Annotated in this window: 18 protein-coding genes and 1 tRNA gene; 10 read left to right on the forward strand and 9 right to left on the reverse strand. The window is 62.8% G+C overall.

What is annotated here, in order from left to right; translation table 11 throughout:
* Nucleotides 1-1308 (forward strand): sodium/proton-translocating pyrophosphatase (locus tag ABY454_RS10015; RefSeq protein ID WP_372930322.1); only part of this gene is annotated, 1308 nt, incomplete at its 5' end.
* Between the two features lie 94 nt (nt 1309-1402).
* On the opposite strand, the gene ABY454_RS10020 is transcribed toward ABY454_RS10015, so the two are convergent.
* Complete coding sequence (locus ABY454_RS10020; protein ID WP_372930323.1) at nt 1403-1912, reverse strand: outer membrane protein assembly factor BamE; 510 nt, start codon at nt 1910-1912, stop codon at nt 1403-1405.
* Between the two features lie 67 nt (nt 1913-1979).
* Between ABY454_RS10020 and ABY454_RS10025 the strand changes: the two genes are divergently transcribed.
* The 7 genes from ABY454_RS10025 (at nt 1980) to ABY454_RS10055 (ending at nt 6372) form a co-directional block, all read left to right on the forward strand.
* Entirely contained in the window at nt 1980-2528 is a 549-nt protein-coding gene (locus tag ABY454_RS10025; RefSeq protein ID WP_372930325.1) for a ubiquinol-cytochrome C chaperone family protein, read from the forward strand.
* Nucleotides 2529-2553: 25 nt separating this feature from the next.
* Nucleotides 2554-3126 carry a DUF177 domain-containing protein gene (locus ABY454_RS10030; protein WP_372930327.1) on the forward strand — a complete coding sequence of 191 codons (573 nt, stop codon included), beginning with the start codon at nt 2554-2556 and terminating at the stop codon, nt 3124-3126.
* 111 nt (nt 3127-3237) lie between these two features.
* Nucleotides 3238-4281: a phosphate acyltransferase PlsX gene (gene plsX, locus ABY454_RS10035; protein WP_372930329.1), complete on the forward strand. Its 1044-nt coding sequence runs from the start codon at nt 3238-3240 to the stop codon at nt 4279-4281.
* A gap of 17 nt (nt 4282-4298) precedes the next feature.
* Entirely contained in the window at nt 4299-5276 is a 978-nt protein-coding gene (locus ABY454_RS10040) for a beta-ketoacyl-ACP synthase III (RefSeq protein ID WP_372930331.1), read from the forward strand.
* Between the two features lie 136 nt (nt 5277-5412).
* Nucleotides 5413-5730, forward strand: coding sequence for an integration host factor subunit alpha (locus ABY454_RS10045; RefSeq protein WP_372930333.1), 318 nt, complete (start codon nt 5413-5415; stop codon nt 5728-5730).
* 31 nt (nt 5731-5761) lie between these two features.
* Nucleotides 5762-6214, forward strand: coding sequence for a MerR family transcriptional regulator (locus ABY454_RS10050; protein ID WP_372930335.1), 453 nt, complete (start codon nt 5762-5764; stop codon nt 6212-6214).
* An 80-nt stretch (nt 6215-6294) separates the two neighbouring features.
* Nucleotides 6295-6372 (forward strand) — tRNA-Pro (locus ABY454_RS10055).
* Nucleotides 6373-6385: 13 nt separating this feature from the next.
* Here the strand turns inward: ABY454_RS10055 and ABY454_RS10060 are convergent.
* From ABY454_RS10060 to ABY454_RS10075, 4 genes are all read right to left on the reverse strand, one after another.
* Entirely contained in the window at nt 6386-6880 is a 495-nt protein-coding gene (locus ABY454_RS10060; RefSeq protein WP_372930337.1) for a hypothetical protein, read from the reverse strand.
* Between the two features lie 146 nt (nt 6881-7026).
* Nucleotides 7027-8199 carry a glycosyltransferase family 4 protein gene (locus ABY454_RS10065; protein ID WP_372930338.1) on the reverse strand — a complete coding sequence of 391 codons (1173 nt, stop codon included), beginning with the start codon at nt 8197-8199 and terminating at the stop codon, nt 7027-7029.
* A 42-nt stretch (nt 8200-8241) separates the two neighbouring features.
* Nucleotides 8242-8490 (reverse strand): polysaccharide biosynthesis/export family protein, encoded by a 249-nt coding sequence (locus ABY454_RS10070; protein WP_372930339.1) that lies wholly within the window; start codon nt 8488-8490, stop codon nt 8242-8244.
* A gap of 48 nt (nt 8491-8538) precedes the next feature.
* A complete protein-coding gene (locus tag ABY454_RS10075) occupies nt 8539-8901 on the reverse strand; it encodes a polysaccharide biosynthesis/export family protein (protein ID WP_372930341.1) in 363 nt (120 codons plus the stop codon).
* Nucleotides 8902-9051: 150 nt separating this feature from the next.
* Here ABY454_RS10075 and ABY454_RS10080 point away from each other — a divergent pair, with 150 nt between their 5' ends.
* On the forward strand, nt 9052-11904 hold the full coding sequence (locus ABY454_RS10080; RefSeq protein WP_372930342.1) for a Wzz/FepE/Etk N-terminal domain-containing protein: 2853 nt from the start codon (nt 9052-9054) through the stop codon (nt 11902-11904).
* Between the two features lie 8 nt (nt 11905-11912).
* On the opposite strand, the gene ABY454_RS10085 is transcribed toward ABY454_RS10080, so the two are convergent.
* Nucleotides 11913-12278: a GNAT family N-acetyltransferase gene (locus ABY454_RS10085; RefSeq protein ID WP_372930351.1), complete on the reverse strand. Its 366-nt coding sequence runs from the start codon at nt 12276-12278 to the stop codon at nt 11913-11915.
* On the reverse strand, nt 12275-12478 hold the full coding sequence (locus ABY454_RS10090) for a DUF2842 domain-containing protein (protein ID WP_372930344.1): 204 nt from the start codon (nt 12476-12478) through the stop codon (nt 12275-12277). The genes ABY454_RS10085 and ABY454_RS10090 overlap by 4 nt, the downstream gene beginning before the upstream one ends.
* Nucleotides 12479-12589: 111 nt before the next feature.
* Between ABY454_RS10090 and ABY454_RS10095 the strand changes: the two genes are divergently transcribed.
* Nucleotides 12590-13630 carry a COX15/CtaA family protein gene (locus ABY454_RS10095; protein WP_372930345.1) on the forward strand — a complete coding sequence of 347 codons (1041 nt, stop codon included), beginning with the start codon at nt 12590-12592 and terminating at the stop codon, nt 13628-13630.
* Here ABY454_RS10095 and ABY454_RS10100 read toward each other — a convergent pair.
* Nucleotides 13609-14895 carry an O-acetylhomoserine aminocarboxypropyltransferase gene (locus ABY454_RS10100; RefSeq protein ID WP_372930347.1) on the reverse strand — a complete coding sequence of 429 codons (1287 nt, stop codon included), beginning with the start codon at nt 14893-14895 and terminating at the stop codon, nt 13609-13611. The two genes, ABY454_RS10095 and ABY454_RS10100, sit on opposite strands and share 22 nt — an antisense overlap.
* Before the next feature lie 81 nt (nt 14896-14976).
* The gene (locus ABY454_RS10105) at nt 14977-15771 is read right to left on the reverse strand and encodes an enoyl-CoA hydratase (protein ID WP_372930349.1); all 795 of its coding nucleotides are present in this window, start codon (nt 15769-15771) and stop codon (nt 14977-14979) included.
* Nucleotides 15772-16008 lie beyond the last annotated feature (237 nt).

Genomic DNA, 16008 nt, shown 5'->3' on the forward strand with positions numbered 1-16008 from the left:
ATCACCTCGATCATCGGCACCTATTTCGTACGTCTCGGTTCGAGCAAGTCGATCATGGGTGCGCTGTACAAGGGCGTGATCGCAACCGGCGTCTTGTCTCTCATCCTGCTCTATCCCGTCACAGACTGGCTTGTCGGCATGGACACGGTCATGAGGGTCGGCGACGTGAGCTTTACCGGCCTGTCACTCTACTTCTGTGGCGTCGTTGGGCTCGTAGTGACCGCGCTGGTCGTGGTTATCACCGAGTACTACACGGGCACGAACTACCGCCCGGTGCAGTCGATCGCCAAGGCGTCCGTCACCGGCCACGGGACGAACGTCATTCAGGGCCTCGCGATCTCACTCGAATCGACGGCGCTTCCTGCGTTGATCATCATCGGTGCCATCATCGTCGCCTATGGGCTTGCCGGACTGTTCGGTATCGCCATCGCCGTGACCGTCATGCTGGCGCTGGCCGGTATGATCGTGGCGCTCGATGCGTTCGGTCCGGTCACCGACAATGCCGGCGGCATTGCCGAAATGGCTGGTCTGCCTGAAGACACCCGCAAGACCACAGACGCCCTGGACGCCGTGGGCAACACCACCAAGGCGGTGACCAAGGGCTATGCCATTGGCTCGGCCGGCCTTGGGGCGTTGGTGCTGTTCGCGGCCTATACCGAGGATCTCAAATACTTCGCGGCCAATGCGGACAAGTTCCCGTATTTCACCGGCGTCGATGCGACCTTCAGCCTGTCCAACCCTTACGTGGTTGTTGGTCTCTTCCTCGGCGGTCTGCTGCCGTATCTGTTCGGCGGCATCGCCATGACGGCGGTCGGTCGTGCGGCCTCGGCCATCGTTGAGGAGGTGCGCCGTCAGTTCAAGGACAAGCCCGGCATCATGAAGGGCGAGGATCGCCCCGACTATGGCCGTGCCGTGGATCTGCTGACCAAGGCGGCGATCAAGGAGATGATCGTTCCGTCGCTGCTGCCGGTTCTGTCACCGGTCGTGTTCTTCTTCGTCATTGACTGGATCGCCGGCAAGAGCGCGGCGTTCTCCGCGCTCGGCGCCATGCTGCTCGGCGTCATCGTGACAGGCCTGTTCGTCGCCATCTCCATGACGGCTGGTGGCGGTGCCTGGGACAACGCCAAGAAGTACATCGAGGACGGGAACTACGGCGGCAAGGGCTCAGAGTCGCACAAGGCCGCGGTGACCGGCGACACGGTCGGCGATCCTTACAAGGATACGGCGGGCCCCGCAGTGAACCCAATGATCAAGATCACGAACATCGTGGCGCTGCTGCTGCTCGCCGTATTGGCACACAGCGGCTAAACGCCGTCAGACATTGCGGAAGACAAAAAGGCCTCGCTCCAAACGAAGCGGGGCCTTTCTTTAGGCGCGCTGCTTGCTCTGGGCGTGTTGTCCGCTAGATGCCCGGAATACCCGACGCGCCGCCGCTCTTGCCCTTGCTCTGCTCCCTCGCAATGCCCCGGCTTGCAATATTGCCGAAAATCTGATCGACCAAGTCCACGTCCTTGCCGCGGGCAGGGGTCTCGTCGTCGTGGTAGTCGATGACGATGCCGTCCTTCATGCCGTAGTTGGACACGCGACGGACACGCTCCGTGCCGTCGAAGTAGACGGCGACGACCTGACGATCGATCTCTTTGGGCTTCAGGAAGGCCACCGTCTTAGTGGTCGTCGAAATGTAGTAATATGCGTCACCGGCGATGGCGCTCGTCGTATCGGGCGAGCCGAGGGCCGTCTTGACGTCGTCCTTGGACATGCCCGGCTGGAGTTGGTCGAGATCCACGTCGATAAAGACGTGCCCATGCCGGTCGATTTGACCGCCGCAGCCGGCAATGGGCGCCGCCCCGATGAGCAGCGCCGCGAGCAAGGGCAGGGAAGCCCAAGCAGATGCAGACTTGACCTTTGGCAAGATTCGGACGTCCCCTCGGTCAGACCCGCGCGCGAAGCGGGCCGGAAGTGTGAAATAGCTAGACGAAATGGCCCTGTCTTTGAAGCCTCTCGCCGCCTTGCTGCCGTGGCATCGCAAGGTACCCCAAGCTGACCAACTCTATGGCGCGATTGTGGCGCGGGCACGGCTTCCTATTTTCTATCAGGGGTTTGGGGTCCCCGATAACCTCGAGGGCCGGTACGTGGTGCTGTCGCTGCATCTGTTCACGGTGCTCCACCGGCTGAAACAGGCGGGAACGCCTGAGGCGGCGCGCATGGCCCAGGATGTGGCCGACCGCTTCTCGGCCGACATGGAGACCGTGCTGCGGGAGCTCGGGGTCGGGGACATGGCGGTGCCGAAGAAGATGAGAAAGCTGATGGCCTCCGGCGCCGGCCAGCTCGAAAGCTTCGAGAGCGCCTTGAGCGAGGGCGCGGGCGCTCTGCAAAGCGCCATTGAGGCGACGCTGCCGGGTGAGGGTGAGCCCTCGAAGGCTGCAAGCGCGGCGCTGACGCCCTATGTTCTAAGGGTTGTCCAGCATTTGGACGACAAACCTATTGGCGGCATCTGCGCCGGCAAGGTCAGCTTTCCGAGGATCTGAGGCTGACAGAAGGCGCGAAAACAGCATGACCGACCCCATCGCCGAAGACGAGCAAGCCCCGCCGCCACTGTCGCGCGAAATCCGCGTCATCGACATCGTGGACAATGCCCCGCAAACGATCGAGGGAAGCGCGGCCGAGCGTGAGGCGATCAAGGCCCTGCTCGAATTGGTCGCCTTGGGCGCGCTTCGCTTCGACTACACATTGCGCCGTGGCGGGGGTGGCCGCATCCACCTGTCAGGACGTCTCACAGCCGACTTTACGCAGACCTGTGTGGTCTCGCTGGAGCCGCTTCCGGTGGCGGTGGATATTCCCGTGGAGATGGAGTTCTGGCCGGAAAGTTTGGTGGCCGATTTGGAGCACAAAGCCGAGGATCCTGGGCAAGTGGGCCTCCTAGATTGGCCTGAGAGCATCGTAGACGGGGCCTTCGATCTCGGTCCCGTGGTCTATGAGAGTTTGGCCACCGCTCTGGACCCTTATCCCAAGAAAGAGGGAGCAAGCTTCCAATGGTCGCAAGGCAGCGGAGCCGCGGAAGAGGCGGAAAGCGGGCCTTTCGCGGCCCTTCAGAAGCTCAAGAAAGGCCAGCGGGCGGGGGATTAAGCCCAAAATGAGGTTGTCACCGCCCCGCTTTTAAGTCTATTCGGGTTGCGTTCTCGGGGGTTGCTGCGGCCCGGCCGCCGCGGCCTAGCGTCTTCCAGATCGGTGTGAGGAATGGGTGATCCAGTCACCATAGCGCTCGACGCCATGGGCGGCGACCACGGTCCAAGCGTGGTCATTCCGGCGGCCGCAATTGCGCTCGTCCGTCATCCGCCCATGCGCTTCATCTTGGTCGGCGACGAGGCCAAGATCGTGGCCGAGCTCGCCGCCTATCCGCAGCTGGCCGAGCGGTCGGAGGTCGTCCACACGGACGTCGCCATTGCCATGGACGCCAAGCCGAGCCAGGCTCTTCGCCGCGGCCGCTGGAAGTCCAGCATGTGGCTCGCCATCCAGGCCGTCCGCGACGGTAAGGCCGATGCGGTCGTGTCCGCCGGCAATACTGGCGCGCTCATGGCCATGTCAAAGTTCTGTTTGAAGACCGTCAAAGGCATCGACCGTCCCGCTATCGCGGCGATCTGGCCGACGGTTGCGGCGGAGTGCATCGTGCTCGATGTCGGTGCGAATGTTGGCGCCGATAGCCGCCAGATCGTCGAGTTTGCCCTGATGGGCGCGGCGATGGCCCGAGCCCTGTTCGGCATGGAGAGACCATCTGTCGGTCTCCTCAATATCGGCGTCGAAGAGGTCAAGGGGGTTGAGCAGATCAAGGAAGCGGCCCAGGTGCTGCGAGAGGCGCCACTCCCTATCCGCTATCACGGCTTCGTCGAGGGTGACGATATCGGTCACGACGTCGTGGATGTTGTCGTCACCGACGGCTTCACCGGCAACATCGCCTTGAAGACCGCCGAGGGAACGGCTAAGCAAATCGGCGAGTACCTACGTGCCGCCATGGGGCGGTCGCTCCTGGCTCGCCTCGGCGCGATCCTGGCCCAAGGCGCCTTTCGCGCACTCAAGGAAAAGATGGATCCGCGCCAGCTGAATGGCGGCATCTTCCTTGGGCTCAACGGCATCGCCGTCAAGAGCCACGGTGGAACCGATGCCACGGGTTTCGCCAGTGCCGTGGACCTTGCCTATGAGATGGCGTCGAGTGGCGTAGTGAAGCGCCTCGGGAGCGACGTAGCCCAGTTCCACACCAAGCTCGAGCTTGAAGGTGCGGCGTAGGCTTGGGAGCGTCTGAATTGAGTACCATACGGTCAGTCATCAAGGGAGTTGGCGGGTATTTGCCCGCCCGCGTGGTCACCAACGCGGACCTGGAGGCGCTCGTCGACACGTCCGATCAGTGGATCACCGCCCGGACCGGCATTCGCAAGCGCCACATCGTCGCCGATGGCGAACTCACCTCGTCCATGGGCGCGGCGGCCGCGAAAGCCGCGCTCGCCGATGCCGGGCTGGAACCTGACGACATCGACCTCATCATCCTGGCGACCTCGACGCCCGATCAGACATTTCCGGCGTCCGCGGTGACCATCCAGGCCGAACTCGGAATTACGCATGGCGCAGCATTCGACGTTCAAGCGGTCTGTTCGGGCTTCGTCTTTGCTCTGTCGACAGCGGACAACTACCTGAAGAGCGGCCAGTTCAATCGGGCCTTGGTCATCGGTGCAGAGGCCTTCTCTCGCATTTTGGATTGGGAGGACCGCTCAACATGCGTGCTCTTTGGAGATGGCGCAGGCGCCGTCGTCGTCGAGGCGCAGAAGCTGAATGGCGTCGACACCGAGCGGGGAATCTTGGCGACGTGTCTTCGGTCAGACGGCCGCTACAGGGACAAGCTCTATGTAGACGGCGGTCCGTCTTCGACAGGCACGGTCGGCCATCTTCGCATGGACGGGCCCGAAGTTTTTCGTCACGCCGTCACCAAGATCAGCCAAGTCATCACCGAGACCCTCGGCAAGGCGGGCTATGAGGCGGCCGACATCGACTGGTTCGTGCCCCACCAAGCCAATAAGCGGATTTTGGACGGGGCAGCGCGGAAGCTTGGGCTCGCGCCGGAGCGGGTCGTCATAACAGTCGATAAGCACGCCAATACCTCGGCGGCCTCAATTCCACTGGCTTTAACCGAGGCTTACACCGATGGGCGCATTAAGAGCGGCGATTTGGTGCTCCTAGAGGCCATGGGCGGCGGATTCACCTGGGGTGCCTTGCTCATTCGCTGGTGACTACGTGCTGGGAATGTCACACCTGGCCAGAATATGACGCAAAATCAGGAATTTGATTGCGTCTGAGATTGACCCACAAGCACGCGCTCGGCTAGCATCTTGGTTCATCCCGCGACTTTGGGGGAGCCGTACGACGATGAGCGGGAAGACACTAACACGGGCCGACCTTGCGGAGGCCGTCTTCCAGAAGGTTGGTTTGCCTCGGAATGAGTCCGCCGAGATCGTGGAGCTTGTGCTGCGCGAAATCGTGACGAGCCTCGAGCGCGGCGATCCGGTCAAGTTGTCCTCATTCGGATCTTTTGGCATTCGCGACAAAGGCGAGCGTATTGGACGGAACCCGAAGACGGGTCAGGAAGTTCCAATTACGCCCCGGCGGGTGCTCGTCTTCCGCGCGAGCAACATCATGAAGCAGCGCATCAACGAAGCGCTATCCCGGTCGAAGGCCGCCGAGTAGCCGCGGGACTTGACGTCAGGAGGACGAAGGGTTGGAGAAGGCGCCGGAGGCCTTTCGCACCATTAGCGAAGTCGCTGACGAGCTGGAGGTCCCCAAGCACGTCTTGCGGTTTTGGGAAGCCAAGTTCGCTCAGCTCAAACCCATGAAGCGCGGTGGTGGCCGGCGTTACTACCGGCCCGAAGACGTGGCGCTTCTACGCGGCATCCGTTTCCTGCTCTACAACGACGGCTACACCATCCGGGGTGTCCAGAAGATTCTGCGCGAGCAGGGCCCCCGCTACGTCATGGACTACCGGCGTCTCGCCGAGATGTCCGGGGATGACGAAATCGCGGCGCCCTATATTCCCGACATCGCCGCCGAAGCGGCACAGGGGCCTGGGGTCTATCGTCCTGGCAGCGCGCCCAACGGCGACACGCTCGGCGCGCTCCTCGAGGAGCTCGAGGCTTGCCATCGGTTGTTGGCGGACGCCGATACCAAAGACTAGAGACCCCTTTGGCCACGAGACCTTTTGCTTGTCTCAGGGGCGCAAAGGCGTATATGCAGCACTCTCACCTATCGAGACGTCGGAGCGTAGCGCAGCCCGGTTAGCGCACCGGTCTGGGGGACCGGGGGTCGGGAGTTCAAATCTCCCCGCTCCGACCACTTCTCTAGGTGCTTAGGACCAGTTGTCCCGCACGGCACGCGGCGCCACCAGCGCCATACCCCAAATCATCGCCATGACCAGGTAGAAGTGCCGCCAGTGGTCGGTGTCGATCACCGCGCCTTCGAGCGCCATGCCGATAAACGCGGCGACGAGTACGGCACTGATGCCGGTCCCGCCCCGGTCGCGCAGCACCAGTCTGAGACCGAGCATGATCGTCGCCAGGACGAGGAATAGGTAGAGCGTTCCACCAATCCAGCCCGCATTGAGATACATGGCGAGATAGACCTGGTGCACGTCCTCGACATGGTGGACGCGTCCGAACTCAAGCGCGCCGATCCCCAAGGGATGCGTGGCCACAAGTTCGACAGCCTTGCGTTGGCCGCCGAAGCGGCCTTGCGGGCCAACGTCGTAGGATTGCTCGAAGGATGCACGCTGGCCGACGATCTCCGCGACCTTCGGGATGCTCTGGGCCGCGACGAGTACGCCCACGGCGCACACGGCAGCCATTACCATCGAGAGGATGGTCGTCCGCGTCCAAAGCCGGGCGTTGACGCGACCCTGAGCCGGACGGCTCCGAGCCTCTAGTCATCGCATGACAGCCCTTCTTGATGGGTGAAGGCGGAAGGGTGCGGAAGGCTCCGCTTGACCTATGGTTAAGAGGTCGTTTCCGCTGAGAGCTCGGGCAATTTGTGAATGCCCGCGCCGAGCTCGGAAATATAGAAATCCACCGTGTCCCGGGTCATTGCCTCGACCGTGAACTGCTGAGCGACGTGGCGTTGAAGCTCCTCGGCGCGGCGGAGGAAGGGATTGGGATCGGCGAGGAAGGCTCGCAACTGGCCCGCCAGGGCATCGACGTCCCCTGGAGGGATCAGCGGCATGGGAACGTCGCCAACGATCTCCGGAATGCCGCCGACATTCGATGCGATCATCGGCATCTGCGCCGCGGCCGCTTCGAGCACGATATAGGGAAGGGACTCCGCCCGGCTGGGCACGACGACGCAGCGTGCACGCACGAACGCGGTACTGGCGGGCTGAGGGCCTGAGAACATCACCCTGGAGGTCAACCCGAGCTTACGCGCCATGCGCTTGAAGTGTTTTTCGTCAGGGCCGGAGCCCACGATGATGGCGCGGCCCGGGAAGATCGTCTGATGTGCCGCCAACGCTTCGAGGAAAACGTCGACGCCTTTGAGTTTGCGCAACTCGCCAACGAAGACGAAGTCCGCCGCATCGTCTGCCAGCAGGGATTCGTAGAACTCGTGCCGGTGCAGGCCATTGACGATGACCCGGACCGGGCAAACCGGCGGCCCGACTAATTCTACGTAGCGGTTCCCGGTATACACGCTCTCGAAAATGAGGCCGTCGGTCATCGGCCCCAGCTTGCGCTCAAGGGCGAGATAGAGCCGTCCCGACAGCGCGGAGGGCGAATAGTGAAGCACGCCGCCATGTGGCGTGTAGACGACCTTGGTGCCCTTTTTCTTCCGTAAACCTCGGCCGGCAAGGCGCGCATAGGCGCCCCCCTTGGCCCCGTGGCCATGCAGAACGTCCACGTCGAGCTTGCGTGCGAGCTTGGCGATCTTCCGGTAGACCCGCCAATCGTTGAACCCGGGGGTACGCGCCATGGGAATCCGCGTGACACCAAGCGCACAGTTGTCCTTGAGCCGGCTCAGCGCCACATCGAGATCGCTGCCGCCGCCCGTGCGGGAATCGCAGACGATCCCGACCTCCGCGCCCATCTCCGCTTGGCCAAGGGCCAGATCGTGCACGTGACGGAACAGCCCTCCGACGGGCGCACGTAGACAATGGAGAATGCGGAAGTTGGAACTCACGGGACTTCAGGGCCGGTAGGGGGAAAGGCTTTCCCATGAGCTTTAGAAGAAGCGTTCGCGGACGTAAATAGTGTCGCCGGGCTGAACGGGGTAATCGGTCGGGACCATGACGGTGGACATGACGCCGCCGAAGCGCCTGGTGAGGCGGACGTAGCGCTTCTTGGCGCGCTCGGTATAGCCCTCGGCGATGGCGGCGGCGGCCTCCACGGTCATGGCGCTGACGTAAGGATATTGGCCCGGCCGGTTGACTTCACCCAGGATGAAGAAGAGCCGGTAGGTGGCCACCTCCACGGTGACCTTCGGATCCTTGACGTATTTGCGGGCGAGCTTTTTGGCAATCTACGAGGAGAGCTCGAACGTGGTCAGCCCGCGGGCGCGGACCGGCCCGATCAGCGGCATGGCCACGGCGCCGGAGCCGTCGACGCTATAGACGTTGGAGAGGTTCTGCTGGCCGAAGACGATGATGCGGACGCTGTCGCCCGAATCGAGCGTGTAGGTCTCGTTGGGGATCACAGGCACACCGGGAGGCGCGCGGCCTGCGCCCGCCGGATAGGCCTCGCCCGGGGCCGGCAGTGGCGCAGGGGTGGACAGCGCGAAGTCCGGCGTCGTTAACCCCGGCACGGCGCCGCCCTTGCAGCCTGTAAGCCCCGCAATGAGACTGACAAGCAACAGCAGGCCGAGTCTGGTCGCAAATCTAGCCATGCGGCGCGCTTTCGAACTCCAACATGGTCCGAAGCTACTCTTGCATGGTTAACGAATGCTGAGCAGGCGTGCCGAAGCGATGCGCCGCTTAAGCTTTTGGTTACGGCAATCTGCGCCTAATGAGCCATCTTGCGTTAGGAGTCGCCTCAAGTGAGCACGTCTAAAACTTTGCCGGCAGCCGACATCGACCTTGCCACGCTCGGCCATGCGCTGTGGCGGGCAAAGCGTTGGATTCTGGGGCTAACGCTTCTAGCTGGCGCGATCACCTTTATCGGCCTGTCGATGATGCGGCCGCTCTACACCTCCGAAGCGCGAATCCTGGTGCAGAACGAGGATTCGGCCTTTACGCGGCCGACCGGCGAAGACGGCCGGAACGGCTATCGTACGCCGCTGGACGAGCAGGCGGTGCAGAGCCAAGTGCAGGTGCTCACCTCGCGAGACCTGATTCTACAAGTGGTCAAGGATCTCGACCTCGTCCACAACGCAACATTCCAGCGCGATGCGGGCCAGACATTTCTCAGGCGCCTGTTGGACGCGATCGGCATCGGGTCCAAGCGCCAGTCGGCGCAAGAGCGGGCGGCGAACGCGTTGGCCGACAATCTCGACGTGTTCCAGCTGTCGAAGTCGTCGGTGATCGCAGTGGAGTACAGCTCCGGCGATCCGAAGCTTGCAGCCGAGATCGCCAACAAATTGGCCAACGTCTATATCGGCTGGCAGCGCACGGCGAAGATCGAGCAGACCAAGGACGCGACCGCCTGGCTTGCGGACCAGATCAAGGCCTTACGCAAGGCAACCACCGAATCGGAAGAAGCGGTGGAGAAGTTCAAGGCCTCCAAGGGCCTCTATGCGGGCGCGGGCAACGTTACACTCAATGCCCAACAACTGTCGGAGCTCAACAGCCAGCTGATTTTGTCCGAGGCGCAAGAATCTGAAGCGCGCGCCCGGGCCAAGCTGATCAAACAGATGCTTGCCGATAACGGCGACATCAACGCCACGCCCGAAGTGCTCAAGTCGCAACTCATCATCAATCTGATCGAGCAGCGGGTCGAGGTGCAACGTCAACTGGCGGAGTTGTCAGCGACACTCTTGCCGTCCCATCCGCGTATTCAGCAGCTGAGATCCGAACTTACCGACGTGCGCACCCAGATCCGCAATGAGGCGGGCAAGGTAGTCAAGAGCCTGGAGAATGAGGCGCAGGTGGCCGCGGCAAGAGAGGCGAGCTTGCGTGCGAGCCTCAATGCGGCGAAGTCGAAGTCGGCCGGCCAGTCGGACGCGGAGATTAGACTCAGGGCGCTTGAGCGCGAGGCCAAGGCCAATCGCGACCTTTTGGAATCATATCTAGCGCGCTATCGCGATGCGTCCGCGCGTCACGACATGGGCGCGGTGCCGGCGCAAGCGGCCATCGTGTCCCGCGCGCATGCCTCCGTGCTGCCGTCCTTCCCCAAGAAGGTCCCGCTATCGCTCCTCGTCATGGCCGCAACGGCGCTGCTTGCCGTTGGATATACGCTCGCCAGTGAGCTTATTCAGGGGGCGCCAGCACAAGAATACGTGCCGGCACCTCAAGCCAAACCGTCTCGTCGCGCGAAACGGAAGCGTTCTGCCGCTGCCAAAGCATCCGCCAATGCACCGGAGCCCAGGCAAGCTGCTACCGCCGGCTCGTCCATTCCAGAGGTGCGGCGCCGGAAACCCGCGCGAACAACAACGGCAACGCCAGCCGCCTCCGTTGCGCCCGAGCGGAAGCTCCCCATGGTCATTGCCGCATCGCCGTCTGCGACGCCGAAGACTGACGAGACCGCGAGCACGCCCCCGAGGTGGCAGGCGAAGAAACCCGCCAAGCGGCCGAGCTGGCTCAAGATCAACGAGAAACAGGGCCAGGAACCGACGTCTCAGGCCGCACCTCAGCCGGTGCCGGAGCCCACGCCTCGGCCCGTACAGGCATCCACGCCGCAAGCGGCTATCGAGCCTGAGCCCAAAGCTCAACCGGCGCCTGAACCGAAACCCGAGCCGGCAGTCGAGGCCACGCCGCAAACAGCTCTTGAGCCCGAGCCACAACGACGGCCGGAACCGGTGCCGCGCGACGATGAGGCGCCTGTGACAGGGCTGCTCGACAGCTTGCGGAAGGAGTACGTCCAAAGTGCCGGCGATAAGCCTAAACGCACGCAACCAGCCCGCCGCAAGAGCGCATTGTTCGATCGCCTCCGGCAGGCAAGACCCAAGAAGAAGGAGACGGCGCCTTTGTCCAACCCGCCGTCGCAAGGTAACGACATGGCCTCACTCAGCCCCAACGATCTTCGTCACTATCTGACGCAACGCATCACCACCACCGAACCGGACGATCTCGACGCCATGCCGCGCACGCGCAAAGCGGGCGGGCAGGCTGCTGGTCCAGTTCTCCAATCACTCGACACTGTGTTGGACAAGGTTCTTGAACGGGCGACGGGTGGGCTGCCGCGCGCACTTCTCGTGGCCGGCACGTCGCCGAAGGCCGATGCAACCGATGCGGCCATCCACCTTGCCCGAGCCCTTGTCGACCGCAACGAACAGGTGGTGCTCGTCGATTTGACCAAGGGAGGCTCCGCCGTATCCGGTCCACTCGGCATGCCGCGTGTTCCGGGTTTCACAGATCTCGCCGCGGGCCGGGCACAGTTTGCCGATGTCATCCGGGTCGACGACGACAGCCCCTTGCAGGTCATCACAGCCGGCAATCCCACCACGCGCGGACCGGACCCGGAGCCGGACTCCTTCATGCGTGTGTTTGAGGCGCTGACTCAGGCCTATGGCTGCGTGGTGTTGCACGCAGACCTCATCGCCATTGAGGCCTTGAAGCCCGCCTTGAAGTTCGAGTTGCCGGCGATGGTCGCCGTTTTACCTGCGCGCGGCACCGTGGCTGACGAGGGCGATGCACTGTCGACCTTCCAGTCGCTCGGATGCCCGGTTTTTATCTATGATGGGAAGGGCAAGTCTCGCAGGTCGGGACTGCTCGGCCGGATCGCAGCGGTCTAGCGGCGTCCTTAGGCCCCGTTGCCGCGTAGGCGTTTACGCACAGTTTGCGCCAAAGACCAGAGATATCGGTTTGATTTCACGGTCCGCTTAAGCCGCGCCACGGTAGCGCGGGGCAGCGTCACAAAGAGGCCCTGCGGTTTTAACGCGATGAAGCTGTCGAACAGCGCCTGATCGGTGTTGCACCACTCGTCCTTATGCCGCGCCTTGCCCACGCCAAGGTCAAAATAGGCAAGCCCGGCTTTACAAGTGTCCCTAATCTGGTGACGCAGAAGGAGCGCGCCAGGCGATTGTCTTTGTGTCTCACCCTCGGCCAGTGAGGACAACGCGATCTCCATACGGTCTTGCTTGACGAAAGTCAGTCGGGCCCAAATCAGTCAGGACGTTGCATCCAGCGGATGAGAAGGCCTGCTGGGATCACCCACAACAGCCCTGCCACAAGAAAGTAGGCGGCTTGTAGAAGCGCCGGGGCCTCTACGATGCGGCCGGAGCCGAGGGCGGCCGCGAGCCAAATATACAGCACCAAAAAGACGAGCAGCACCACGGTGCCAATGAGCTTGCGGAGATGCGCGCTCACGGCAACCTCCGCTGCGGCATTGGGGCAGGGGCGGCACGATTGAGTTGGGCGGCGGAGCCCGCTATCACCGCGTTCATGAGCCCCAAGGCCACAGAGACTTCGACGGCACCCATGCCCGCCGGGAACGTCCGGGCGTTGCGCCTCTGGCTTGGCTGCATTGCGTTTCTCATCGTCGCCATGATCCTCGTCGGCGGAGCCACGCGGCTGACCGATTCCGGCCTGTCGATCACGGAATGGCAGCCCATTGTCGGCGCCATACCGCCGTTATCGGACGGCGATTGGCAAGAGGCTTTCGAGGCCTACAAGCAGATCCCGGAATATACGCAAGTCAACAAGGGCATGAGCCTTTCCGCGTTCAAGCGCATCTACTGGTGGGAATGGGCGCATCGTTTCCTCGGCCGGTTCATCGGCCTCGCGTTTTTCGTGCCGTTCGTTTGCTTTTGGGCGGTGGGCTACATTCCGCGCCCCTTGATGCCGAAGCTCATCGGGCTCTTCATGCTCGGCGGTCTTCAAGGCGCACTTGGCTGGTACATGGTCAAGAGCGGGCTGGTAGACCGCGTCGATGTCAGCCAGTACCGGCTCGCCGCGCATTTCGGACTGGCCGTTGCGATTCTAGGCTACACACTTTGGCTGCTGCTGGGCTTGAGCGAACGGCAAGCGGCGCGGGGCGGCGCTCCGGCCATTGTCGCCTGGCTCGTGCTGCTGCTGATCTTTGTGCAGCTCCTCTCCGGCGCGCTGGTTGCCGGCATTGACGGCGGGCTCGGCTTCAACACCTGGCCGCTCCTCAACGGCGCGTTCATTCCGAGCGGCTTAGGCGAGGCTTCGCCCTGGTATCTCAACCTGTTTGAGAACCCGCTGACGGTGCAGTTCGATCACCGCATGCTGGGCTATGCCGTCGTCGTTGCGACTGTTCTGCAAGCGATATGGCTCGCCGTGCGTGGGCATCAAACCCTTGTCGGCAGCGCCGCCACGCTCGCCGTGCTGTCTGTGCTGCAAGCAACGCTCGGCGTATGGACGCTACTGCTCGCGGTGCCTTTGGAACTCGGCCTCGCGCACCAGGCGGGCGCAATTCTGGTCTTCGCTGCCGCGCTCTACCATGCCTGGCTCGCGGGCCACGAACCCGCGGAGGCTCAGACCGCTGCCAGTGCCTGATCGAGATCGGCGATGATGTCGTCCACGCTCTCAAGCCCGATCGATAGACGCACGACATCGGCACCCGCGCCGGCGCTCTCGCGGTTCTCGTCGGACAATTGCCGATGCGTGGTCGAGGCGGGGTGAATGATCAGGCTGCGCGTGTCGCCGATATTGGCGAGGTGGCTGAAGAGTTCGACCTTGCTGACGAGTGCGATGCCAGCGTCATAACCGCCCTTCAAGCCAAAGGTGAACACCGCGCCGGCACCGGCCGGGCAATAGCGCTGCGCGAGCGCATGGAAGGCGTTGTCCGGCAGGCCCGCATAGTTCACCCAAGCCACTTTGTCGTGACCCGACAGCCATGTGGAGACTTTGAGTGCGTTGTCGCAATGGCGCTGCATGCGTAAAGGCAGCGTTTCGATACCGGTCAGAACGAGGAACGCGTTCATCGGTGCGATCGCAGGACCAAGGTCGCGCAAACCCAGGACGCGTGCGGCGATGGCGAAGGCGAAATTGCCGAAGGTCTCGCCGAGTGTCATGCCATGATAGCTGGGGCAGGGAGCCGTAATGGTCGGGTAGCGCCCGCTACCCATCCAATCGAACGTGCCGCAATCAACAATCACCCCGCCGATCGAGTTGCCGTGACCGCCGAGAAACTTGGTCAGCGAATGCACGATGATGTCGGCGCCGTGATCCTTCGCGCGCGTGAGGTAAGGCGACGCCAGCGTGTTGTCGACGATCAGCGGCACACCCGCCTCCTTGGCGACCGCGGAGATTGCCTCCAGGTCGGTGATGACGCCGCCGGGATTGGCGATAGACTCAACGAAGATGGCCCGGGTTTTGGGCGTGACCTGCGCCCGGAAAGACTCCGCGTCCGTGGTGTCGGCCCATTTCACGTGCCAGTCGAATTTCTTGAAGGCCTCGCCGAACTGGTTGATCGACCCGCCATAGAGCTGGCGCGCGGCGATGAACTCATCCCCGGGCTCCATCAGCGTATGAAACACGATCGCTTGCGCTGCATGCCCTGACGCGACCGCAAGGGCCGCCGTACCACCTTCCAGCGCTGCCATGCGCTCTTCGAGCGCGGCCTGGGTCGGGTTCATGATGCGGGTATAGATGTTGCCGAACTGCTCGAGGTTGAACAGTGCGGCGGCGTGGTCGACGTCGTCGAACACGAAAGATGTCGTCTGATAGATCGGTGTGACGCGCGCGCCTGTTGTTGGATCCGGCTGAGCCCCGGCATGAATGGCAAGCGTGTTGAACCCGGGCGTACGCTCTTCTGACATCTTCGGTCTCCCTCTCACCGGTGTTTGACGAACACTATAGCAATCTATATCGCGCTGTCGGCCAGTTACGAAGATGGGCCTTTAGCGCGGCCAATTGGGTGTCCGCTTGTCGAGGAAGGCGCCGATGCCTTCTTGTGACTCCGCACCGAGCATGTTCGCCACCATGACGTCGGCCGTATAACGGTAAGCCTCTTCCAGCGTCATCTCGGCTTGTGTGTAGAATGCCTCCTTGCCGGTCTTCACCGTACGCGCGGGCTTCTCTGCAATCTTCCGGCCGAACGCGATCGCTTCATTCACGACCTGATCCGCCGGCACCACGCGATTGATGAGTCCAAGCGTCTTTGCGTCCTCCGCCTCGACCATGTCGCCAAAAAGCAACATCTCCATGGCGGCTTTGCGCGAGACATTACGGCTGAGTGCCACCATGGGCGTTGAACAAAAGAGCCCGATATTGACGCCGGGCGTGGCGAAGCGCGCATCGTCCGCGGCCACGGCAAGATCGCATGTGGCGACGAGCTGACAGCCTGCCGCCGTGGCAATGCCGTTCACCGCGGCAATGACGGGTTTCGGACAACGCACGATGGCGAGCATCATGTCGGAACAGACGCGCATGGTGTCCGCATAAAAACTGCCGCCCTTGTCCGGGTCGTCGCGATGGGCGGTGAGCTCCTTCAGGTCGTGGCCCGAAGAAAAGGCGGGGCCGTGCCCCGCAATCACCACGGCGCGGACCGCGTCCGCCGCGCCGGCGCCGTCTATGGCGCGGTGCAGCGCCGTCATCAGATCCATGGAGAGGCAATTGCGCGCTCCCGGCCGGTTCAGGGTCAGGACAAGGACCGGGCCTTGGGCTTCCTGGAGCAGGATGTCGTGCTCGACCATTTCACCGTCCAAAAGGCTTTTCGCGCGCTGCCAAACGCCTTACAGGAAACGCCTAAAAAGGCACGCGAAATCAGCAGTGTTGCTAGCGGTAGCGCAATACCACACACTTAGCGCACTGATTATGCACCGAAAACCCAATTCGCTTGACCACATCCCGCCCAGCCGTTAGAAGCGCCGATCTTTCGACCACCCGAAGTGATGCGAGCCATGAAAACCTTTTCCGCCACGCCCAAGGAC

The sequence above is a fragment of the Methyloceanibacter sp. genome (genome assembly GCF_041573655.1).
Lineage (GTDB): Bacteria > Pseudomonadota > Alphaproteobacteria > Rhizobiales > Methyloligellaceae > Methyloceanibacter.